20 protein-coding genes are annotated in these 21,681 nt (G+C 67.9%); 5 read left to right on the top strand and 15 right to left on the bottom strand.

Features of this window, described 5'->3' with window-relative positions:
- Window positions 1-7: 7 nt before the first annotated feature.
- From rfbC to rfbB, 4 genes are read right to left on the bottom strand one after another with little or no spacing between them, the layout of a single operon-like run.
- Window positions 8-559, bottom strand: coding sequence for a dTDP-4-dehydrorhamnose 3,5-epimerase (gene rfbC / locus FHX60_RS02235; RefSeq protein WP_183282436.1), 552 nt, complete (start codon window positions 557-559; stop codon window positions 8-10).
- Complete coding sequence (gene rfbA / locus FHX60_RS02230) at window positions 556-1,434, bottom strand: glucose-1-phosphate thymidylyltransferase RfbA (protein WP_183282435.1); 879 nt, start codon at window positions 1,432-1,434, stop codon at window positions 556-558. The genes rfbC and rfbA overlap by 4 nt, the downstream gene beginning before the upstream one ends.
- Window positions 1,435-1,444: 10 nt before the next feature.
- Window positions 1,445-2,359, bottom strand: a complete 915-nt coding sequence (gene rfbD / locus FHX60_RS02225; RefSeq protein WP_183282434.1) for a dTDP-4-dehydrorhamnose reductase — start codon at window positions 2,357-2,359, stop codon at window positions 1,445-1,447.
- Window positions 2,349-3,413, bottom strand: coding sequence for a dTDP-glucose 4,6-dehydratase (gene rfbB / locus FHX60_RS02220; protein WP_092306788.1), 1,065 nt, complete (start codon window positions 3,411-3,413; stop codon window positions 2,349-2,351). The genes rfbD and rfbB overlap by 11 nt, the downstream gene beginning before the upstream one ends.
- A 231-nt stretch (window positions 3,414-3,644) precedes the next feature.
- On the opposite strand from rfbB, the gene FHX60_RS02215 reads away from it, so the two are divergent.
- Window positions 3,645-4,493, top strand: a complete 849-nt coding sequence (locus tag FHX60_RS02215) for a symmetrical bis(5'-nucleosyl)-tetraphosphatase (RefSeq protein ID WP_183282824.1) — start codon at window positions 3,645-3,647, stop codon at window positions 4,491-4,493.
- A gap of 35 nt (window positions 4,494-4,528) precedes the next feature.
- Here the strand turns inward: FHX60_RS02215 and FHX60_RS02210 are convergent, their stop codons facing one another.
- The 7 genes from FHX60_RS02210 to FHX60_RS02180 form a co-directional block, all read right to left on the bottom strand.
- Window positions 4,529-5,362, bottom strand: coding sequence for a lysophospholipid acyltransferase family protein (locus FHX60_RS02210; RefSeq protein ID WP_112774418.1), 834 nt, complete (start codon window positions 5,360-5,362; stop codon window positions 4,529-4,531).
- The gene (locus FHX60_RS02205; RefSeq protein ID WP_012353627.1) at window positions 5,359-6,642 is read right to left on the bottom strand and encodes a dihydroorotase; all 1,284 of its coding nucleotides are present in this window, start codon (window positions 6,640-6,642) and stop codon (window positions 5,359-5,361) included. The genes FHX60_RS02210 and FHX60_RS02205 overlap by 4 nt, the downstream gene beginning before the upstream one ends.
- Window positions 6,643-6,725: 83 nt before the next feature.
- Entirely contained in the window at window positions 6,726-7,697 is a 972-nt protein-coding gene (locus FHX60_RS02200) for an aspartate carbamoyltransferase catalytic subunit (RefSeq protein WP_092306784.1), read from the bottom strand.
- A gap of 107 nt (window positions 7,698-7,804) precedes the next feature.
- Window positions 7,805-8,341: a bifunctional pyr operon transcriptional regulator/uracil phosphoribosyltransferase PyrR gene (pyrR, locus tag FHX60_RS02195; protein WP_183282433.1), complete on the bottom strand. Its 537-nt coding sequence runs from the start codon at window positions 8,339-8,341 to the stop codon at window positions 7,805-7,807.
- Window positions 8,338-8,763 carry a Holliday junction resolvase RuvX gene (ruvX, locus tag FHX60_RS02190; protein WP_010813827.1) on the bottom strand — a complete coding sequence of 142 codons (426 nt, stop codon included), beginning with the start codon at window positions 8,761-8,763 and terminating at the stop codon, window positions 8,338-8,340. The genes pyrR and ruvX overlap by 4 nt, the downstream gene beginning before the upstream one ends.
- Window positions 8,756-9,328: a YqgE/AlgH family protein gene (locus FHX60_RS02185; RefSeq protein WP_025583981.1), complete on the bottom strand. Its 573-nt coding sequence runs from the start codon at window positions 9,326-9,328 to the stop codon at window positions 8,756-8,758. The genes ruvX and FHX60_RS02185 overlap by 8 nt, the downstream gene beginning before the upstream one ends.
- Window positions 9,329-9,423: 95 nt before the next feature.
- Window positions 9,424-10,131 carry a 16S rRNA pseudouridine(516) synthase gene (locus FHX60_RS02180; RefSeq protein WP_183282432.1) on the bottom strand — a complete coding sequence of 236 codons (708 nt, stop codon included), beginning with the start codon at window positions 10,129-10,131 and terminating at the stop codon, window positions 9,424-9,426.
- 139 nt (window positions 10,132-10,270) lie between these two features.
- Here FHX60_RS02180 and FHX60_RS02175 point away from each other — a divergent pair, with 139 nt between their 5' ends.
- Complete coding sequence (locus FHX60_RS02175; RefSeq protein ID WP_183282431.1) at window positions 10,271-11,830, top strand: cryptochrome/photolyase family protein; 1,560 nt, start codon at window positions 10,271-10,273, stop codon at window positions 11,828-11,830.
- Window positions 11,831-11,851: 21 nt separating this feature from the next.
- Here the strand turns inward: FHX60_RS02175 and FHX60_RS02170 are convergent, their stop codons facing one another.
- From FHX60_RS02170 to hemC, 3 genes are read right to left on the bottom strand one after another with little or no spacing between them, the layout of a single operon-like run.
- Window positions 11,852-13,042: a heme biosynthesis protein HemY gene (locus FHX60_RS02170; protein WP_092306776.1), complete on the bottom strand. Its 1,191-nt coding sequence runs from the start codon at window positions 13,040-13,042 to the stop codon at window positions 11,852-11,854.
- A 4-nt stretch (window positions 13,043-13,046) separates the two neighbouring features.
- The gene (gene hemDX / locus FHX60_RS02165) at window positions 13,047-15,206 is read right to left on the bottom strand and encodes a fused uroporphyrinogen-III synthase HemD/membrane protein HemX (protein ID WP_183282430.1); all 2,160 of its coding nucleotides are present in this window, start codon (window positions 15,204-15,206) and stop codon (window positions 13,047-13,049) included.
- A 9-nt stretch (window positions 15,207-15,215) separates the two neighbouring features.
- On the bottom strand, window positions 15,216-16,226 hold the full coding sequence (gene hemC, locus FHX60_RS02160; RefSeq protein WP_183282429.1) for a hydroxymethylbilane synthase: 1,011 nt from the start codon (window positions 16,224-16,226) through the stop codon (window positions 15,216-15,218).
- 74 nt (window positions 16,227-16,300) lie between these two features.
- Here hemC and ppc point away from each other — a divergent pair, with 74 nt between their 5' ends.
- Window positions 16,301-19,339, top strand: coding sequence for a phosphoenolpyruvate carboxylase (ppc, locus tag FHX60_RS02155; RefSeq protein WP_183282428.1), 3,039 nt, complete (start codon window positions 16,301-16,303; stop codon window positions 19,337-19,339).
- A gap of 216 nt (window positions 19,340-19,555) precedes the next feature.
- Here the strand turns inward: ppc and FHX60_RS02150 are convergent, their stop codons facing one another.
- Window positions 19,556-20,167, bottom strand: coding sequence for a ferritin-like domain-containing protein (locus tag FHX60_RS02150; RefSeq protein WP_112774409.1), 612 nt, complete (start codon window positions 20,165-20,167; stop codon window positions 19,556-19,558).
- Window positions 20,168-20,323: 156 nt separating this feature from the next.
- Here FHX60_RS02150 and FHX60_RS02145 point away from each other — a divergent pair, with 156 nt between their 5' ends.
- Both FHX60_RS02145 and FHX60_RS02140 read left to right on the top strand, forming a co-directional pair.
- Entirely contained in the window at window positions 20,324-20,923 is a 600-nt protein-coding gene (locus FHX60_RS02145; RefSeq protein WP_183282427.1) for a sigma-70 family RNA polymerase sigma factor, read from the top strand.
- A complete protein-coding gene (locus tag FHX60_RS02140; protein ID WP_183282426.1) occupies window positions 20,920-21,672 on the top strand; it encodes an anti-sigma factor in 753 nt (250 codons plus the stop codon). The genes FHX60_RS02145 and FHX60_RS02140 overlap by 4 nt, the downstream gene beginning before the upstream one ends.
- Window positions 21,673-21,681: the final 9 nt, after the last annotated feature.

Genomic DNA, 21,681 nt, shown 5'->3' with positions numbered 1-21,681 from the left:
CGCTTCATTAAAAAAAGGTCTCCGCGGCCTCGAGCCGGGCTCCCTTCTGGTCTTTCTGTGCGAGGGTCGGCGGGCCGGACAGCGGCCAGTCGATCGCAAGCGCCGGATCGTTCCACAGCAAAGTGCGCTCATGCTCCGGGTACCAGTAGTCGGTCGTCTTGTACAGAACATCGGCAGATGCAGATGTCACCACGAAACCGTGTGCAAAACCTTCCGGCACCCACAATTGCCGCTTATTCGCCTCGGAAAGCATGACTCCTACCCATTTGCCGAAATTCCGAGAGCTGCGGCGTAAGTCAACCGCCACATCATAGACCTCGCCGGAGGTGACACGCAGGAGCTTTCCCTGCGGATTTCGAATCTGGTAATGGAGACCTCGGAGCACCCCAAGAGCGGAACGCGAATGGTTGTCCTGCACAAAAGTCCGGTGAACGCCTGTGGCTTCCTCAAAGACCCTGGCATTGAAGCTCTCCATGAAGAAGCCTCGTTCGTCGCCGAAAACCCTCGGCTCGAGGATCAGAACCTCCGGGAGCGCGGTCGGAATGACGGTAAGGCTCATTTCACGTTACCCAAAATGATTTGCTGGAGGTATTTGCCGTAGCCGCTCTTACATAACGGCTTGGCCAGTTCCTCCACTCGCTCCGCGCTGATCCACCTGCTGCGATAGGCGATCTCTTCCGGGCAGGCCACCATCAACCCTTGGCGGTTCTGCAGTGTGGCGATGAAACTGGCCGCCTCGAGCAAAGACTCGTGCGTACCGGTGTCGAGCCATGCGTATCCACGTCCCATGATCTCCACCTCGAGTTGCGCTGCTTCGAGATAGCGCTTGTTGACATCGGTAATCTCGAGTTCGCCGCGTGCTGACGGCTTGATGTCAGCAGCGATGTCGCAGACCTGATTGTCGTAAAAGTAAAGCCCCGTCACCGCATAATTCGAACGTGGATTGGTCGGCTTCTCTTCCAGGGAAAGCGCACGGAACTGGTGATCAAACTCGACAACTCCATACCGCTCGGGATCATGCACGTGGTAAGCAAAAACGGTGGCGCCTTCGGATTGGCTGGCCGACCTGGTCAACTGGCTAACCAGGTCGTGACCATGGAAGATGTTGTCACCGAGAATCAGCGTACTGGGATCGTTGCCGATAAATTCGCGCCCAATAATAAATGCCTGAGCCAGACCGTCGGGCGATGGCTGCACTGCATACCGTAGATTGATACCCCAATTGCTGCCGTCACCCAGCATATCGGAAAACCGCGGCGTATCTTCCGGCGTAGAAATAATCAGAATGTCCCGGATTCCCGCCAACATAAGCGTAGACAGCGGATAGTAAATCATCGGCTTGTCATACACGGGCAGTAACTGCTTGGACACCGATCTCGTGATCGGGTAGAGCCGGGTGCCGGAACCGCCAGCCAGGATAATGCCTTTACGCATGGTTTCTAGCTCAGGAGAATATCTGGTCCAGCAGGTAGTGCACGCCCTGCTGCCAGTCTGGAAGATGAATGCCGAAGGTCTGACGCAGCTTGCTCGTGTCCAGGCGCGAGTTGGCCGGGCGCGGTGCCGGCAACGGATACGCCGTAGCCGGAATCGCTTCAATGCGGGCCGGGTCTACCTTCAGTTCGATGCCTTTGGCGGCGGCGTAGCGCAGCACTTCGCTGGCGTACGCGTGCCAGGTAGTTTCGCCAGCCGCGGCGAGATGGTAAATGCCGGATGCGAACGATGTCCGGTCGCCGGACAGCCAGTGTCGCGCTACCACCTGCGCAGTCACATCTGCAATCAGCGCGGCCGTGGTCGGAGCCCCAAACTGATCGGCAATCACGCGCAGGCTGTCGCGCTCGCGACCCAGCTTCAGCATGGTCTTGGCAAAGTTGCCGCCATGCACGCCGGCGACCCAGCACGTCCGAAAAACGAGATTCGGTCCACCAACTGCGGCAATTGCCTGCTCGCCGGCGAGCTTGCTCTTGCCGTACACCGATTGCGGATTGACTGCATCGGTTTCGACATAGGCGTCCGCCTTGCTGCCGTCAAAGACGTAATCGGTCGAGTAATGCACCAGCAGGCTGCCGAGCGCTTTTGCCTCTGCTGCCAGGACTTCCACGGCCGCGCCGTTGATGGCGTAAGCCAGCTCCGGCTCCGATTCTGCTTTGTCGACCGCGGTATAGGCAGCAGGATTGACGATGACATCGGGCTGGAACTCGCGCACCACGCGACGGATGTCGTCGGGCCGGGTCAAGTCACAGCTCGAACGGTCGAGCGCCACGACTTTGCCCAGCGGCGCCAGGCTGCGACGCAGCTCGAAGCCGACCTGGCCGTTGCTGCCGGTTACAAGAAACGTGGGAATGGCGGCGTTACGCGGCATATTGCTTCGCCACCCAATTCCGATACTCCCCCGACATCACGTCCTGCACCCACGCCTGGTTATCCAGGTACCACTGCACCGTCTTGCGCAGGCCGGACTCGAACGTCTCGGCCGGCTTCCAGCCCAGTTCACGTTCCAGCTTGCGTGCATCGATCGCATAGCGGCGATCATGCCCGGGGCGATCCTTGACGAAGGTAATCTGGTCGCGGTACGAGCCGGCGGCCTTGGGCGACAATTCGTCTAGCAGGTCGCACAGCGTGTGGACGACGTCCAGGTTCGTCTTCTCGTTCCAGCCGCCAACGTTATAGGTTTCGCCCAGGCGGCCGCGTGCCAGCACCTCGCGGATGGCCGAGCAGTGGTCGCGCACGTACAGCCAGTCACGCACGTTTTTCCCGTCGCCATAAATGGGCAGCGGTTTGCCGGCGAGGGCGTTGGCGATCACCAGCGGAATCAGCTTTTCGGGGAAATGATACGGGCCGTAGTTGTTCGAGCAGTTCGTCGTCAGAACCGGCAGGCCGTAGGTATGGTGATACGCGCGCACCAGGTGGTCCGATGCGGCCTTGGATGCCGAGTACGGGCTGTTGGGCGCGTAGGGGGTCGTTTCCGAGAACTGCGGATCGGTTTCGCTCAACGAGCCGAACACCTCGTCGGTCGACACATGGAGGAAGCGGAACTCGGACTTGGCCGGTTCCTGCAAGCCGCTCCAGTAGGCGCGCGCGGCCTCCAGCAGCGTAAACGTTCCGACGATATTGGTCTGGATGAACTCACCGGGCCCATGGATGGAGCGGTCAACGTGGCTCTCGGCGGCAAAGTGCACCACGGCACGCGGCTTGTAGGTGGCGAAGAGCTGGTCCAGTGCGGCACGGTCGCAAATATCGGTTTGCGAAAACACGTGGCGGGGATCGTCCTCGACCGATGCGAGGGTCTTGCGATTACCCGCATAGGTGAGCTTGTCGACGTTCACCACACCATCCGCGGACTTGTCGCTCAACCAGGCGAGGACGAAATTGGCACCGATGAAACCGGCGCCCCCTGTGACCAGAATATGGGACAAAACTTGCTCCTTGCCTCGATATGTTTCGATGACCCGGCAAAAGCCGAGCGCCCACCTTGTCCTCTTTTTGGACGGCGGGGCCGTAAGTGCCTGCAGAAGTGGCGGTATTCTATCCGACGGAATGCCCAAGCCTGCGTGGCGGTGGCGCCTTTTTGTAGCCTCATGTAACCGTGCCACGGTATATCGGTCACAAAACTACAAATAGAAGCGAATTTGTTCTCCCTGGACCAGATGCCCAACAACAAAGTTACACATTCAGCACTTTTTGCCATCGGCGACCTGCAAGGTTGCGCACCTTCGCTAGGCGCCCTGCTGGCCCGCCTGCCGGCGCAACCGGCCGTGCGCCTGGTCGGCGATCTCGTCAATCGTGGCCCCGCCTCTCTCGAAACCCTGCGCACCATCCGCGCCATGGGCGACCGCGCGGAAACCGTCCTCGGCAACCACGACATCCATCTGCTGGCCGTAGCGTCCGGCGTGCGCAAGAAAGGCCGCCACGACACCCTGGACGACATCCTCGCCGCTCCCGATCGTGAGGACTTGCTCACCTGGCTGCGCCACCGCCCACTGGCCCTGCTGGAAAACAATTTCCTGCTGGTCCACGCCGGCGTCCTCCCCCAGTGGACCGCAGACCAGGTGATCGACCTCGCCCATGAAGTCGAAGAACAGCTGCGGGGTCCCAACTGGCAGGGCTTCCTGGCCGACATCTTCGGCAACACGCCTGACCGCTGGAACGATGGCCTGCGCGGCATCGACCGCTATCGCGTGGTGGTGAATGCCCTCACCCGCCTGCGCTACTGCACGATCGACGGGGGGATGGACTTCAAGACCAAGGATGGCCCGGGCAAGGCGCCGGACGGGTTCATGCCCTGGTTCGACGTGCCCGGGCGGCGCACCGAGAATGTGACGGTGGTCTGCGGGCACTGGTCGACGCTGGGCCTGGTCATGCGGCCGAACCTGATGGCATTGGACACGGGTTGCGTCTGGGGTGGCAAGCTGACGGCGGCGCGCCTGGCGCAGGACCCCGCAGAGCGGACTGTCATCCAGGTGGATTGCCCGCAATATTGCGATCCGCTGGCATGACTCGCTATCCCGCGTTGGCGGGGACGACAGGGCGGCTAGCCGATGGCAGCCGGCGCCGGCTGCGCCGCGCCGCCCGGTTCTGAGGGCTGATTCAGCCGTTGGGCTGCCGTGGCGGCGTGCTCCGCGGCGCCCTGGCTGAGATGGGCGACGACTTCCCTGGCGGCAGCGGCCAGATCACGGCGGTCGCCTGAGGCGGTTACCAGGGCTGGCCCGACCACCAGCCGCGCCTTGACCGGCGGCGCGCGCAAGACGGCCTCCAGCGATTGCAGCAGCGTGGTGTCGCCGATATAGGCAGCCGCCAGCGTCGGCTGGCCGGTGGCGGCATCGAGGTAGTTCAAGCCCAGCGGCTGCACCGGCAGCCCGCCTGAAATCGGCGCCTGCATCAGGTTGGCATGGAACGGCAGCACGCTGGTCCCGTCCGTGGTCGTTCCCTCCGGAAACACCCCGACCAGGTCTCCCTGCAGCATCACATCCGTAATGTCATGCAGCACGCGATGCGCATCCCGCTTGCGCGCGCGTTCGATGAAGATGGTGCCGGTCTTGTCGCACAGCCAGCCGATCAGCGGCCAGCTGCGGATCTCGGACTTGGCGACGAAGCGCACCGGCTGCCAGCTGTGGATGACGTAGATGTCCAGCCACGAAATGTGGTTGGACACCACCATCGCGCCCTGCCGCGCCGCGCCGGTATGCGCTGCCCCGGTGGCGTCGACCACCTCCACCTCGACCCCGCAGATCCGCAACAGCCGCCGCGACCAGCGCCGGATATGCCATTCGCGCGAGCGCACGCCCAGCCAGGGGAACAGCAAGGCGCACGTCAGCAACCCGCGCAGCAGGTGCAGGACCAGTGCGGTCTTGCGCAGCCAGATCATGCCTGGGCGTGGTTGCCGTAGACGACTTGCCCGCCGACCAGGGTCATGCGGACCTTGCCTTCCATTTCATAGCCGAGCCACGGCGAGTTCTTGCCCTGGCTCTTGAGCGAGCGGCGCTCGACCTTCCACACCTGCTTGGGATCGAACACGCACACGTCGGCGGCGCTGCCGACGGCGAGGGTGCCGGCCTTGAGGCCGATCACGCGGGCCGGTTCGGCGGTGATGCGGGCCAGCGCCTGAGCCAGCGGGACCTTGTGCTCGCTGGCCCAGCGCAGGGTCAGCGGCAGCAGCAGTTCCAGCCCGGTTGCGCCCGGCGAGGCTTCGGCGAAGGGCAGCAGCTTCTCGTCATCGTCAACCGGGGTGTGGTCCGAGCACAGGGCGTCGATGGTGCCGTCGGCCAGCGCGGCGACGATGGCGTCGCGGTCGCGCGGGCTGCGCAGCGGCGGCGAGAAGCGCATCTGCGAGTTGAAGTAGCCGATATCCATGTCGGTCAGCGAGACGTGGTGGATATTGACGTCGCAGGTCACTTTCAGGCCTTCGCGCTTGGCCTGGCGCACCAGTTCCAGCCCGGCGGCGGACGACAGCCGGCACAGGTGGACGCGCGCGCCGGTGCTGCGCATCAGTTCGAAGATGGTGTGCAGGCGCACGGTCTCGGCGATGACCGAGACCCCGGACAGCCCCAGGCGCGAGGCCACCGCACCGCTGGCGGCGACGCCGCCGCCAAGGAACGGGTCTTCCGGGCGCAGCCAGACGGTGAAGCCGAAGGTCTGCGCGTATTGCAGCGCGCGCAGCAGCACCTGGGTGTTGCGCACCGGCGCCTCGGCCTGGCTGAAGCCGACGCAGCCGGCCTCGGTCAGCTGGCCCATCTCGGTCAGGGTCTCGCCCTTCAGGCCCAGCGTCAGCGCACCCAGCGGGTAGACATGGGTCTGGTTCAGCGTGCGGGCGCGGAACTTCAGCATCTCGACCAGGCCGGGCTCGTCGAGCACCGGGTCGGTGTCGGGCGGGCACACCAGGCTGGTCACGCCGCCGGCGGTGGCGGCCGCCACCTCGGACTCGAGCGTGGCCTTGTATTCGTAGCCGGGCTCGCGCAGGCGCGCGGACAGGTCGACCAAGCCGGGGCACACGATCAGGCCCCGGGCGTCGATGACCTTGTTGGCGGTGAAGTCCGCCGGGGCGCTGCCGACGCCGACGATCTTGCCGGCGGCGATATAGAGGTCCTGCGCGGCGTCGGTGTTGCTGGCCGGATCGATCAGGCGGCCGCCCTGGATGTGAATCTTCATAGCTTGGCTTGTCGTGTCGCTGGGCTGGTTCGGTGTGTTATGGCTGGCGTTCGGGCTTGCGTTTGGGATCAAGCTGGCCGGCATCAGTCGTTGTTCCCGGCGACGATGCCCATCACCGCCATGCGCACGGCGATGCCGAAAGTCACCTGGTTCAGGATCACCGACTGGGGGCCATCGGCCACGGCGGAGTCGATCTCGACGCCGCGGTTCATCGGCCCCGGGTGCATCACGATGGCGTCGGGCCTGGCCAGCGCCAGGCGCTCCGGCGTAAGGCCGTAGGCCTTGAAGTATTCCTGCGCCGACGGCAGCAGCGCGCCGCTCATGCGCTCGTTCTGCAGCCGCAGCATGATGACCACGTCGACGCCCTTGAGGCCCTCTTCCATGCTGTGGAACACGCGCACGCCCATCTGCTCCAGCCCGGACGGCAGCAGCGTGCGCGGGCCGATGGCGCGCACTTCCGGCACGCCCAGCGTGGTCAGCGCGTGGATGTCGGAGCGCGCCACGCGCGAGTGCAGGATGTCGCCGACGATGGCCACCGTCAGGTTGGTGAAGTCCTTCTTGAAATGCCGGATGGTGTACATGTCCAGCAGGCCCTGGGTCGGATGCGCGTGGCGGCCGTCGCCCGCGTTGATCACGTGCACATGCGGCGCGACGTGCTCGGCGATCAGGTAGGGCGCGCCCGAGCTGGCATGGCGCACCACGAACATGTCGGCGGACATCGCCGACAGGTTGTTGATGGTGTCCAGCAGCGATTCGCCCTTGCTGGTCGACGAGGCGTTGATGTTCAGGTTCAGCACGTCCGCCGACAGCCGCTTGGCGGCGATCTCGAAGGTGGTGCGGGTGCGGGTGGAGTTCTCGAAGAACAGGTTGAACACGCTCTTGCCGCGCAGCAGCGGCACCTTCTTGACATCGCGGTCTGAGTCGGACAGCGAGACGAACTGGCTGGCGGTGTCGAGGATGTGCGTGATCATGTCACGCGACAACCCCTCGATCGACAGCAGGTGCTTCAGTTCGCCGTTCTTGGTGAGCTGCGGGTTGCGGAACGTCTTGGTCATGGCTGGTCGGGCGCGGGCAAAAAACGGGAGGTGGTCTGGTCTCAGGGGCAGGCTTGCGGGCTGTCGGGCCGGTTTTTCGGGCGCGCCGGGCGCCCTTCGGTGCCGGTTCAGCCGGTGGCGGAATCGGTGGGTTCGGTGGCGAAGGCGAATCGCGCCGCCGCACCTTCGCCCTGGCGCGACAGCACCAGGGTCGTGCCGGGCGGCAGCGCCATCTCGGCGGCGCACAGGTCGGCGGCGATCGGCAGCTGGCGGCCGCCGCGGTCGACCAGCACGCCCAGCGCCACGCGCGCGGGGCGGCCGTAGTCGAACAGCTCATTGACGGCGGCGCGGATGGTGCGGCCGGTGGCCAGCACGTCGTCGATCAGCAGGATGTTGCGCTCATCCACGGCAAACGGCAGCGTGGTCGGCTGCGCCTGGCTGTGCAGGCCTTTCTTGGCATAGTCGTCGCGATGGAAGGCCACGTTGATCACGCCGTGGTCGGGCAGCTTCAGGTCCGCCGCCAGCCGCGCGGCAATCCAGGCCCCGCCGGAATGGATGCCGGCCACCGACCAGCGCGCGCGCTCGGCCTCGGGGATCAGCGCCTGCGCCTGGTCCAGCAGCTTGCGGTACAGCGACTCGGCGTCGGGAACGGAAATCTGCGTCATAGCGGGAATTGGTCGAAATACTGTTGCAGGATGATGCGGGCGGCCTCGGCATCGAGTTCGCCGCGGCGGGCGCCGGCCATCGACGCGGCGCGCGAGGTATAGCGCTCGTCCACCCATTCCACCGGCAGGCCGAAGCGGCCGTTGAGCTGGTTGCCGAAGCGCCGCGCCAGCTTCATCGACGGTTGCTCGCCGCCTTCGGGGTTGACCGGCATGCCGACGATCAGCTGCACCGGGTTCCACTCCTGGATCAGCGCGGCCACGGCCTCGAAGCGGCCCTCGACGGTGATATTGGGGAGGATGGTCAGGGCACGCGCCTCGCGCGTGATGAAGTTGCCCAGCGCAACGCCGATCTTTTTTTCGCCGTAGTCGAATGCCAGGACCGTGCCGTCGCGGGGCAGTTCACGCCCCACGGCATCAGGCATGCCCGGCCTCGCCGGACAGCATGGTGAAGTCGATGCCCAGCAGCCGGATGGCGGCGGCAAAGCGCTCGTCGGGCGGCACGCTGAAGATGATCTCGGGATCGGCCTGGACCGTGAGCCAGCCGTTGCGGCTGAGTTCTTCCTCGAGCTGGCCGGCGCCCCAGCCGGAATACCCCAGCGTCAGCAGGAAGCGGTGCGGGCCGCTGCCATTGGCGACGGCCTCGAGCACGTCCTTGGAGGTGGTCATTTCCAGCCCGCCGGGCACGGCCAGCGACGAGACATAGACGCCGACCGGGTCGTGCAGCACGAAACCGCGCTCGGTCTGCACCGGGCCGCCGAAGTAGACGGGCTGGTGCGCCACGGGCTGGATCTCGAGCTTGAGGTCGATCTTGTCGAACAGCGTGGCCATGTCGATGTCGATGGGCCGGTTGATCACCAGCCCGAGCGCGCCACGCTCGTTGTGTTCGCAGATATAGACGACGGAACCCGAAAAGGTCGGATCGGCCATGCCGGGCATGGCAATCAGGAACTGATTGGTCAGATTGATGGGTGCTTCGGGCTTCGCCATGCCTTGCATTTTATCAAATCGCCGGGGGTCTTCCGGAAAAGATTGGCGGGCGTCCCAGTGCAGCAATGGGCGCTCCGCCGCAACCGCGGCCAGGCTCAGGCCTTGCGGGTCAGCGCGGCCAGTTCGTCCGCCGTCAGCCAACGCCACTCGCCTTCGGCCAATGCCGGATCGAGCTGCAGGCTGCCGATGGCGCTGCGATGCAGCGCGTCGACGTGGTTGCCCGCGGCCGCTACCATGCGCTTGACCTGGTGGTACTTGCCTTGCACCAGCGTCAGCCGCAGGCTGCGTTCGCCGGTGATCTCGCAGGCTTCCGCCGCGATCGACGCCGGTTCGTCCAGCAGCTGCACGCCGCTGCGCAGCGCTTCGGCCTGTTCCGGCGTGACCGCCTCGGCGGTGGTCACTTCATAGATCTTGGGCACCTTGCGCTTGGGCGAGGTCTGGGCGTGGATGAACTGGCCATCGTCGGTCAGCAGCAGCAGGCCGGTGGTGTCGTGGTCGAGCCGCCCCACCGCCTGCACCTCGCGCTGGCGCAGCGGCACCGGCAACAGGTTGTAGACGCTGGGGTGATGGCGCGGGCGCTGCGAGCATTCATAGCCGGCGGGCTTGTTCAGCATCAGGTAGGCCTTGGTGCAGGCCAGCCACTCCTCGCCGTCGACGCTCAGGCGCAGGCCGTCCACCTCGAATTGCGCGCGCGGGTCTTCGCACAACTCGCCGTTGACCTCGACCAGCCCGGCGGCGATCAGGTCGCCGCAGTACCGGCGCGTGCCAAAGCCCTGGGATTGGAGAATTCGGTCGAGAGTCATGAGCTTCTGTAGAGAATGGGGTAGCGGCATGGCGGCCGGCGTGCCGGCTCCTGTACCGCTATGTTAGGGTATCGGCGCGATCGATCCGGCGGTCCACGATGTCCAGCTCGCCGGCCCACCCGTCAGACAGGCAGCGAACATGCAGTCAGCAGCCAACCCGGCCACGTCCCGGCCACCGTACCGGATCGGCAAGACCTTTGCGCGCGGGCTGGTCTGGTTCCGGCGCGACCTGCGCGCCACCGACCACGCGGCGCTGCATTATGCCCTGCGGCACTGCGCGCAGGTGTGGTGCGTGTTCGTGTTCGACCGCGACATCCTCGACCCGCTGCTCGCCCGCGGGCTGCGCGCCGACCGGCGCGTCGAGTTCATCCGGCAATCCCTGGTGGAACTCGCCGAGACACTGGCCGCGGCCGGCGGCGGCCTGATCGTGCTGCACGACCGCGCGCAGACCGCCATCCCGGCACTGGCGCGCGCCCTGGACGCCGAGGCGGTCTTCGCCAACCACGATTACGAGCCCGCCGCGAACGCCCGCGACGAAGCGGTGCGCCAGGCGCTGTCGGCGCAGGCCTGCGCGCTGTTTACCTTCAAGGACCAGGCGGTGTTCGAGCGCGACGAGATCCTGAACGGCCAGGGCAAGCGGTTCTCGGTGTTCACGCCGTACAAGAACGCCTGGCTCAGGAGCGTGGAGCCGTTCGACCTGCGCCCTTATCCCGTCGACCCGTACCTGCCGGCGCTGGCGCCGGTGCCCGCCGCGTACCGCCAGCCGGTGCCGACGCTCGCGCAGCTCGGCTTTGGCGCCAGCAACCTCGCCGAGATCGCGATGCCCACCGGCGCATCGGGTGCGCAGGCCTTGTTCGGGGAATTCACCGATCGCATGGGCGACTACGGGCGCCGGCGCGACTACCCTGCCCTGCGCGGCCCCAGCTACCTGTCGGTACACCTGCGCTTCGGCACCATCTCGATCCGCACGCTGGCGCGCACGGCGCACGCAGCCATGCTGCGCGGCGGCGCCGACAGCGCGGGCGCCGCGGTGTGGCTGTCGGAGCTGATCTGGCGCGATTTCTACTTCATGATCCTGCATCACCATCCGCGCGTGGCCGCCGGCGCGGCGTTCCAACCGGCCTATGACGCGATCCGCTGGCAGCACGGCGACACCGGCGAGCGCTATTTCCGCGCCTGGTGCGACGCCGCCACCGGCTATCCGCTGATCGACGCGGCGATGCTGCAGATCCGGCAAAGCGGCTATATGCACAACCGCCTGCGCATGGTCACGGCGAGCTTCCTGGTGAAGGACCTGGGCGTCGACTGGCGCCGCGGCGAGCAGTATTTCGCCGACCAGCTCAATGACTTCGACCTGGCCGCCAACAACGGCGGCTGGCAATGGGCCGCGTCCACCGGCTGCGACGCGCAGCCGTGGTTCCGCATCTTCAATCCGGTGACGCAATCGCAGAAGTTCGATCCGCAGGGCCGCTTTATCCGCAAATACCTGCCGCAGCTGGCGGCCTTGCCGGACAAGTTCGTGCATGCGCCGTGGACCGCGCCGGAATCCGTGCTGGCCGACGCCGGCGTGCGCCTGGGCGACAACTACCCGCGCCCGCTGGTGCAGCACGACGTGGCGCGCCAGCAAACGCTGCGGCGCTATGAAGTGGTGAAGCAGGTGGCGAAGCAGGAGGTGAAGGGCGCCGGCGCGCAGGACTGACCGCGCCGGCCGCCGTGTCGCTCAGGCGGCCAGCATCGCGCTTTCGCGATAGTGGCGCTGCGCGTCCTCGAAGCGCTCGGTTTCCTCGAACAGCCGCGCCAGCGCCAGGTGCGTGCGCACGCGCAAGCGGCGCTGCTGGTCGGGGTCGGCATACTTGAGCGCGCGCTCGAAGCTGGACTGGGCCTTGCCCCACAGCTTCTCGCCCAGGCACAGCACGCCCAGGGTGTAGTACAGGTCGGCGTCGGCGGGATGCGCGGCCAGCCATTTCTCGGCCTGCTGGATCTGCGGCAGCGCATGGCCGGGCACGGCGCAATCGGCATAGCGCAGCACCAGGCGGCTGTCCCAGTTGACCTTGAGCGCGTCTTCGATGATGCGGCGGGCCTCGTTCTGCCGGCCCAGTGCGGCGAAATAGCGCGCCGCCGGTTCGGCGATGCGGGTGGCGCGGCGCTCGTCGGCGGACAAGGAGCGCCAGAACTCCGACAGCGCCTCGGCATCGTGGCGGCGCTCGTCCAGCATGGCTTCGACCGCCATCTGTTTAAGCCGCAGCGCCAGCACCGGATGCAGCGCGTTGCGCTTTTCCAGCGAGCGCGCCAGGCGCAGCACCTCGGACCAGTTCTTCAGGTGCTGGTGCGCGCGCAGCGCGATGCGCTGCACGTGGATCTGGCGCGCGCCCTGCGACTGCAGCTGGGCGATAGTTTCGAGCGCGCCGTCGGCGTCGCGGGCATCGACCAGCAGTTCGGCCATCGACACCAGCCGCGCCTGCTCGCGCTCGGGGTCGGTCACTTGCGCCATCCAGGCGTCGCGCCGCTCGGTTTCCTGCATCCGGTGGGCGGCGCGCGCGCCGATCAGCGCCGCGGTCTGGGCCTGGTCGTCCCATGACTGGGCTTCGCGCGCGGCGCGCTCGGCGCGGGCGAAACGGCCGGCGAACAGGTTTTCGATCGACTCGCGCAGTGCCGCCTGGGCCTTGCTCATGCGGCTGCGCTCGCGGTAGGCGGCGGCGCGGCGCGGCATCTCGGCCAGATGGCGGATGGTGGACATCACCGTCCACACCACGAAGAAGATCAGCAGCAGCAGCGCCAGCGCCAGATTCAGCGACAGCTCGACACGGTACGGCGGATAGAACAGCACCACATTGCTGTGGTTGAACTGCGTGAACAGGGCCAGCCCTACGGCGCCGCCAAACAGGACCGCAACCCAGAACAGAAGGCGCATGGGCTTACTCCTTCTTCAGGGCTTGCAGCGCGCCCAGGCTTTCGGCCATGGTCGGCAGTTGCACCGAAACCGCGCCGGCCTGCGCCTGGCGCAGCAGCGTCAGCACGCCCTGCACTCGTCGCGACTTGGTATCGAAATAGCGGCCGATCATCGCCTGCGCCGCGGCGAGGTCGTTGCGGAACACGGGCTCGTTGCGCGACAGCAGCGCCAGGCGCGCATTGAGCAGGCGCAGCTTGACGTTCTCGCGCAGGAACCAGCCCTGGTCGCCCGACAGCAGCAGTGCCTCGGCATCATCGACCTTGCGGATGCGGATCACCTGCGCCAGCTCTTCGCGCAGGTAGTCCCAGAAGCGGGTGAACCAGCCCGGACCGGTGCCGCTGGCGACGGCCGGCGCGCTGGCGCCCTGGGCACCATTGCCACCGTTGGCGGCGGCGCCCTTGCGGGCGTCGGCCTCGCTGCGTTCGAGCATGCGCTCGCTGGACAGCAGCGGCAGCGCGTCGACCTGGTTGATGGCTTCGTCCAGCTTGATCGCGGCGCCGGTCAGGTCGGTGTCGGGCACCGCCTTCATGCGCGCCACGTCGCGGGCGATGGCCCGGCGCAGCAGGTTGTATTGCGGCTTGTCGGTGCGCGCCAGGCGGGCGTCGGCGCTTTGCAGCGCGGCCAGCGCGACCTGCACGTTGCCGGTCAGTTGCAGCTGCTGGCCGGCGCTGGTCAGCAACTGCTGGATCTCGGCGATTTCCCAGTCGTCGCGGTTGCGCATCAGGTCCTGGTAGACCTGCTCCAGCGCCACCTGCTTGTCGCGGGTCTCGCCGACCTGGTTCTCCAGCGCGCCGACCTTGGCCTGCAGTTCCTTGACGGTGTCCTGCGCGTTGCGCGTCAGCACGCGCGACTCCTGCACCAGGGCGTCGTTGCTTTGCTGGCGGCGCGCCAGCTCGCCGGTCAGGTGGTCGACACGCTGCTGCAGCCACCAGAAGCCACCGGCGGTCGCCACCACCAGCACGGCGACCAGCGCCCATAGCGCGGCGGAGCGGCGCGCGGCGGGACGGGCAGCGCCGCCGTGGCCGGCGCCTTGCGGCGGCACCGCCTGCGCGGACTGCGCCGTGTGGACAGAGGCGGCGCCGGGCGGCGGCGTAGCGGAGGAGGACGTGGTTTCTTGCGTCACGCGTTCGACCTTCGTTGACATTGCAGGGACTGCGGCAGGCGCACCGGCGGCCGGCGGCGTTGCTTCGACCGGCTTGGCGGCCGCCGGCGCGACCGGTGCCGGCAGGCTCGATGGCGCAGGACCGGCGGGCGCGGGGCCAGCATAGGCATCGGCCCACTGCAGGCACGCCGCCAGCAGGCCGGCATCGCCGGGCGCGGCGCGCTGGATATGGGCGAAGCCCAGCGCCAGCGCCTGTTCGGCGATTCTCGCATGGGGCGCGATGCACTGCACCTGCCGCAGGGAAGCGTCTTCCTGGGGCGACAGATGCTGCCGTGCCATCACGTCGAGGTTGCGCACCGCCTCGGAACTGGTTAGCAGCCAGGCATGCGGGGCGGCGCCGGGACGCAGGTTGTCGCGCACGGCCTGCCATTGCATCGCAGTCGGTTCGGGTAGCGTGCGCTGGTAGGCCTCGACGGCTTCGACCTGGGCGCCGGCCTCGCGCAGGCGCTCGCCGAGCCAGTCGCGCCCGCCGTTGCCGCGGATGATCAGCACCGGCTTGCCGGCCAGCGCGGCGGCATCGAGCTGCGCCCACAGCGCCTCGGAATCGAAGCGCAGCGCCTCGGCATCGGGGACGGTATCGTCATGGCCCGCCGCGTTGGCATTGGCGCCCGCGGGCGCGATCACGCGATATGCCGGTGCGGCGATGCCGCGCTCGGCCAGCGCGGCGACGCTGGCCGGGCCGACCACCGCCACCGCCACCTGAGCCGGCCAGCGCGCCACGGCCGAGCCCTGCACGCCGGCGAGCGCGTCCAGCGCAAAGGCAATGGCATTGGGACTGACGAACACCACCAGCGCAAACGTCTCCAGCCGCGCCAGCGCCGCGCGCAGCGGCGCGTCGTCAGCGGCCGGGCCGATCGCCAGCAGCGGGAAGCTGAGTACATCCAGACCGGCGCCCTGCAGGGCCTCGGTCAGTTGCCGGGACTGCCCGGCGGGTCGTGTGACAACGACGGTCGGGCGGGGCATCGGGCAGCCTCAGGCGGGAGATGGAGAAGCGGCGTCGCCTGAATCGGCCAGCGCGGCGAGGATCGACTCGGCGCCCTGCTTCAGCAGGTCGGTGGCGCAAGCCTGGCCTAGCGCTTCGGCGGCAGCCAGGTCGGCAGCCGGCCCGGCCGCCGCGGCGCGGATGGCGCGGCTACCGTCGGGCAAGGCGACGAAGGCCTCCAGTCGCAGCTGGTCGCCGTCCCAGCGCGCGTGCGCCGCCAGCGGAACCTGGCAGGAGCCGCCCAGCCGGCGCGACACGGCGCGCTCGGCGGTAACCGCCAGCGCGGTCGGCTGGTGGTTCAGTGGCGCCAGCCATTCGGCCAGTTCGGGGCGGGTGGAAAGGGTCTCGATGCCCAGCGCGCCCTGGCCCGCGGCCGGCAGCGACGCCTCGACCGGGATCAGCGCGCGGATGCGGTCGCCCAGCCCGAGCCGCTTCAGGCCCGCGGCAGCCAGGATGATGGCGCCATAGTCGCCGCGATCGAGCTTGCCCAGCCGCGTGTCCAGGTTGCCGCGTAGCGGCTTGACCACCAGGTGCGGATAGCGGCTGCGCAGCGCGGCCTCACGGCGCAGGCTGGAGGTGCCGACCACGGTGCCGGCCGGCATTTCGTCCAGCGACACATAAGCGGACGACACCAGCGCGTCGCGCGGGTCCTCGCGCTCCATCACCGCGGCCAGGGTGAAGCCCGGGGGCAGCTCCATCGGCACATCCTTGAGCGAATGTACCGCGAGGTCGGCCCGGCCTTCGTCCATCGCGAACTCCAGTTCTTTGACAAACAGACCCTTGCCGCCGACTTTGGACAGCGTACGGTCTAGAATCTGGTCTCCGCGCGTGGTCATGCCAAGAATGGACACGTCGCACGCGGGATAGTATTGTTGCAATGCAGCACGCACATGTTCTGCCTGCCACAGCGCCAGACGGCTCTCTCGGGAGGCAATGACGAGCTTTTGCGGAAGGTTGCGAGACACGACAGCGGTAGCGGAAGACGGGGTGGCGGACGACATGCGTCAATGGTAGCACGCGCCCCAATCGCCCCTCCGCACCATTAGATAAGCTTAGATAAGCAAGAGGAGATTGCATGACGCAGCATGCTGCGCGGCCCAATGGTCGGAAGACCGCTGCGGCCGCCAAGGATTCGGCCGCCGCAAAAGGTGACGCAACCGGCGCAAGCGGCGCAACCAGCGCCAAACCGCCCCGCCCCGCCCGCGCAGCCAAGCGCTCCGCCAAGCCCAGGCTTTCGATCGTGTCGAGCAACGGAACCACCATCGCCGCCCCCGCCCGCCGCACCGCCGACAAGGACGTGCCGCTGCGCGAGGACATCCGTTTCCTGGGCCGCCTGCTGGGCGACTGCCTGCGCGAGCAGGAAGGCGACGCCGCGTTCGAGGTGGTCGAGACCATCCGCCAGACCGCGGTGCGCTTCCGCCGCGAGAATGACCGCGCCGCCGGCGCCGAGCTGGACCGGCTGCTCAAGCGCCTGTCGCGCGACCAGACCAACCAGGTGGTGCGTGCCTTCAGCTATTTCTCGCACCTGGCCAATATCGCCGAGGACCAGCACCACAACCGCCGCCGCCGCGTGCACGCGCTGGCCGGCTCGCCGCCGCAGGACGGCAGCCTGCAGCATGCGCTGGAAAAGATCGACGCCGCCGGCGTCACCGGCAAGCAGCTGCGCAAGTTCCTGGACGAGGCGCTGATCGTGCCGGTGCTGACCGCGCACCCGACCGAAGTCCAGCGCAAGAGCATCCTCGACGCCGAACGCGAGATCGCCCGCCTGCTGGCCGAGCGCGACCTGCCGATGACCGCGCGCGAGCGCGAGCACAACACCGCCCAGCTGCGCGCCAAGGTCACCACGCTGTGGCAGACCCGCATGCTGCGCGACGCGCGCCTGACGGTGGCCGACGAGATCGAGAACGCGCTGTCGTACTACCGCACCACCTTCCTGCGCGGCATCCCGCAGCTGATGAGCGAGCTGGAAGAAGACATCGCCGCGGTGTTCCCGGCCACGCGCAAGCGCAAGGGCACCCCCGGTGCCCCGGGCGCGCAGGCAACGCCGCTGGCGCCGTTCCTGCAGATGGGTTCCTGGATCGGCGGCGACCGCGACGGCAACCCGAACGTGACCGCCGAGACCCTGGAGCACGCCGCCGGCCAGCAGGCGCAGCTGATCCTGGACTGGTACCTCGACGAAGTCCACGCGCTCGGCGCCGAGCTGTCGATGTCGATGCTGATGGTCGACGCCAGCCCGGAACTGCTGGCGCTGGCCGAGCGTTCGCCCGACCATTCCGAGCACCGTGCCGACGAGCCCTACCGGCGCGCGCTGATCGGCATCTACGCGCGCCTGGCCGCCACCTGCAAGGCGCTGAGCGGCCATGCCGCGACCCGCCGCCCGGTGGCGCCGGCCGAGCCCTATGACAGCGCCGAGGCCTTCGGCGCCGACATCCAGGTGGTGATCGACTCGCTGCGCGCGCACCACGGCCAGGCGCTGGCCAGCCACCGCATCGACGCGCTGGCGCGCGCCATCGCCGTGTTCGGCTTCCACCTGGCCTCGGTCGACATGCGCCAGGTCTCGGACGTGCACGAGGCGGTCATCGCCGAACTGTTCGCCGCCGCCGGCATCGCCCCCGACTACGCCGCGCTGCCCGAGCAACGCAAGCTCGAACTGCTGCTGGCCGAACTGCGCCAGCCGCGCCTGCTGACGCTGCCGTGGCACCAGTACTCGGAGCAGACCCGCAAGGAACTGGCGATCTTCGCCGCCGCGCGCGAGCTGCGTGCGCGCTACGGCAAGCGCGTGGCGCGCAACTACATCATCTCGCATACCGAGACGCTGTCGGACCTGGTCGAGGTGATGCTGCTGCAGAAGGAATCCGGGATGCTGCAGGGCACGCTGGGCAGCAAGACCGACCCGGCGCGCATGGAACTGATGGTGATCCCGCTGTTCGAGACCATCGAAGACTTGCGCAACGCCGCCGGCATCATGCAGTCGCTGCTGGACCTGCCGGGCTTCGACGCGGTGGTCGCGCACCATGGGGTCGAGCAGGAGGTGATGCTGGGCTACTCGGATTCGAACAAGGACGGCGGTTTCCTGACCTCGACCTGGGAGCTGTACAAGGCCGAGCTGGAGCTGGTGCAGCTGTTCGAGCAGCGCAACGTCAAGCTGCGTTTGTTCCACGGCCGCGGCGGCACCGTCGGCCGCGGCGGCGGCCCCACCTACCAGGCCATCCTGTCGCAGCCGCCGGGCACGGTCAACGGCCAGATCCGCCTGACCGAGCAGGGCGAGATCATCAACAGCAAGTTCGCCAACGCCGAGATCGGCCGGCGCAACCTGGAGACGGTGGTCGCCGCCACGCTGGAGGCATCGCTGCTGCCGCAGCAGAATGCACCGAAGGACCTGGATACCTTCGAGGCCGTGATGCAGCAGCTGTCGGACCGCGCCTTCACCGCCTATCGCGACCTGGTCTACGAGACCCCCGGCTTCAAGGACTACTTCTTCGCCACCACGCCGATCACCGAGATCGCTGACCTGAACCTGGGTTCCCGCCCGGCCTCGCGCAAGCTGATGGACAAGAAGAACCGCCGCATCGAAGACCTGCGCGCGATCCCGTGGGGCTTCTCGTGGGGCCAGTGCCGCCTGCTGCTGCCGGGCTGGTACGGCTTCGGCAGCGCGGTGCGCTCGCTGCTCGACAGCGCGCCGGACGACAAGGCGCGCAAGCAGGCCGTCACCACGCTGCGGCGCATGGTCAAGACCTGGCCGTTCTTCTCGACGCTGCTGTCCAACATGGACATGGTGCTGGCCAAGACCGACCTGGCCGTGGCCTCGCGCTACGCGCAGCTGTGCGACGACGCGGCGCTGCGCCGCAACGTGTTCAACCGCATCAGCAAGGAATGGCACCTGACCTGCGACATGCTGGCGCTGATCACCGGCCACCAGGAACGGCTGGCGGACAACCCGCTGCTGGCGCGTTCGATCAAGAACCGCTTTGCCTACCTCGACCCGCTGAACCACTTGCAGGTGGAGCTGCTGAAGCGCTACCGCGCCGGCAAGGATGGGGATGATATCCGTGTCCGGCGAGGGATCCACCTGACGATCAACGGGGTGGCGGCGGGGTTGCGCAATACGGGTTGACGGCAATCGCGGACTGCCGGTTGGCTCCCCTCTCCCATTCATGGGAGAGGGGTCGGGGGAGAGGGCAGGCGCTTGCCAGCATGACGCCGCCCGGATCTCCACTGCCGGCTCGTACAGAGGCATTGCATCCCTGCAGTCCTGCCACCACCTGCCCTCTCCCCCGCCCCTCTCCCGCAAGCGGGAGAGGGGAGCCAACAATCGGCAAGCCTTGTCGCTTCACCCGACAAACGCCCCCGGCACCGGATCCTCGCCCAGCGCGTGCAGCAGCACCGCCCAGTGCATTGCCTCGTCCCCGAGGATGCTGCCGGCGGCGCGCGTCAGCTCGCGGTTGTAGAAATTCGGCAGCACGCCCAGGTAAGCCGAAGTGGCGCCCTTCTCCAACCCGGCGGCAAAACGCAGCACATCAGCCTGCGTCTTCAGCTTGTCAGTCGGGAATTCATACGCCGAGGCCTTCTTTGCCGCCACCGGCGTCCCGCCCAGCTTCGATACCGTGCCGGCCAGCACCTGCGCATGGGCCTTGTGGTGGTCCTGGAACTTGACCGCAGTGGCCAGCACCGGCTTCTGCAGCAGCCCGCTTTCGGCGCCGAGCTGGTAGGCCGCGATCGCCTGGTATTCCAGCCCGAGCGCGGTGTTGAGGATATTGATATCGTCCTTGGTGCTGCCCGATTGCGCCTGCGCCCACGCCGGCATCGATTCGCCGAGCGTGATGACGGCCAGCGAGCCTAGCGCGAACAGGCCGGGCGCCTTGAGCAGCCCGCGCCGGCGCGCGTCCGGCGGCGTGACGATGATGGCGGGCTCGCGCGCGGGCCTCTGTGAGATGCGGTCCATGGTGTGCTCCTGTGAGGGATGACAACGTGGCGCCCCTGGGACGGGGTACCTGGCTTGCGCCTGTCGACATCTACGCAGTTGCCGGGCGTTTGGATGCGCGTTCGGATGCAGCGCTACCTATAATCCGGCAAAGCTAGCTTGCAAGGAGCCGTGCCGGTGCCGCCCTCCCCGCAGCCGTCCTATGCCGCGCCCGCCAGCCCCGACCGGCTGGAAGGACTGCTGCAGGCCGTCGCCGTGGGCGAGCGCCAGGCGCTGCGCGCGCTCTACGACCTCACCGCGACGAAACTGTTTGGCCTTGCGCTGCGTATTACCGGCAGGCGCGATTGGGCGGAGGATGTCGTGCAGGAGTGCTTTGTCAGCATCTGGCACCACGCCGGCGACTACCGGCCGCAGCTGGCCGCGCCGATGACGTGGATGACCGCGATCGTGCGCAACCGCGCGCTCGATTGCCTGCGCCGCGCGGCGGCGGCGCGCGTGCCGCAGACCGCCGAGCTCGAGCAGGACCTGGCCGAATGGCTGGCCGACGACGCCGCCGGCCCCGCCGAGCTGGCCGAGGCCAGCCAGCAGGCGCGCGCGCTCAACCGCTGCCTGCAGCGGCTGGAGCAGTCACAGCGCCAGGCCATCATGCTGGCCTACCTGCAGGACCTGAGCCACGCCGAGCTGGCCGAGCGCCTGCGCGCGCCGCTGGGCACGGTCAAGTCCTGGATCCGGCGCGGGCTGGAGCGGCTGCGCAGCTGCATGGAGGGCGCGGCATGAAGCTGGCCAGCCACCCCGACCTGCTCGACCGGATCGCCGCCCAGTACGCGCTGGGCGTGCTGCGCGGCGGCGCGCGCCGGCGCCTGGAGCGGCTGGCGCACGAGGAGCCGGCGGTGCGCGCGGCTATCCACCGCTGGCAGGCGCGCCTTGCCGGCGTGGCCGAATTGCAGGCGGCGGCCGAGCCGGTCGACAAGGTCTGGTGCGGGATCGAGGAAAGGCTTGGCTGGAAGGCGGCGCAAGAGCGCAGTCAGCCCGCCGTAGCCCGCACCCCTGGCCTCGACGCCGGCAGCTGGTGGCAGCGCCTGTGGTCGGCGCCGGTATTCTGGCGCGGCGCCGCGATGGCGATGGCGCTGGTGGCGGTATTGGCCATCGGCATCGGCATGCACCTGGCGCAGCAGCGCGACGCGGCGCGCGCCGACGTCATCGCCGTGCTCAACGACGACCGCGCGCAGCCGGCCATGCTGGTGTCCTGGGACGCAGGCAGCGGCGACCTTGTGGTGCGCCGGCTGGATCACCTGAAGCTGAACGATCAGCAGGTATTGCAGCTGTGGGCGCTGCCGGAACGCGGCAAGCCGCAGTCCCTGGGCCTCATCGGCCGGGTGCCGCAAGCGCGGCTGGCGCTGGCGCAGCCGCTGACCGCGGTGCCCGCGCTGGCCGTCAGTATCGAACCGGCCGGCGGCTCGCCGAGTGCGGACGGGCCCACCGGTCCGGTAGTGTTCAAGGGGCCCGTGATCCACAGCCGGCCCTGAGCACCGCCC

Origin of the sequence: Cupriavidus alkaliphilus, from assembly GCF_014191175.1 — a bacterium.
GTDB classification, from domain to species: Bacteria; Pseudomonadota; Gammaproteobacteria; order Burkholderiales; family Burkholderiaceae; genus Cupriavidus; species Cupriavidus alkaliphilus.
This window is presented reverse-complemented; position numbering and strand designations above follow the sequence as displayed.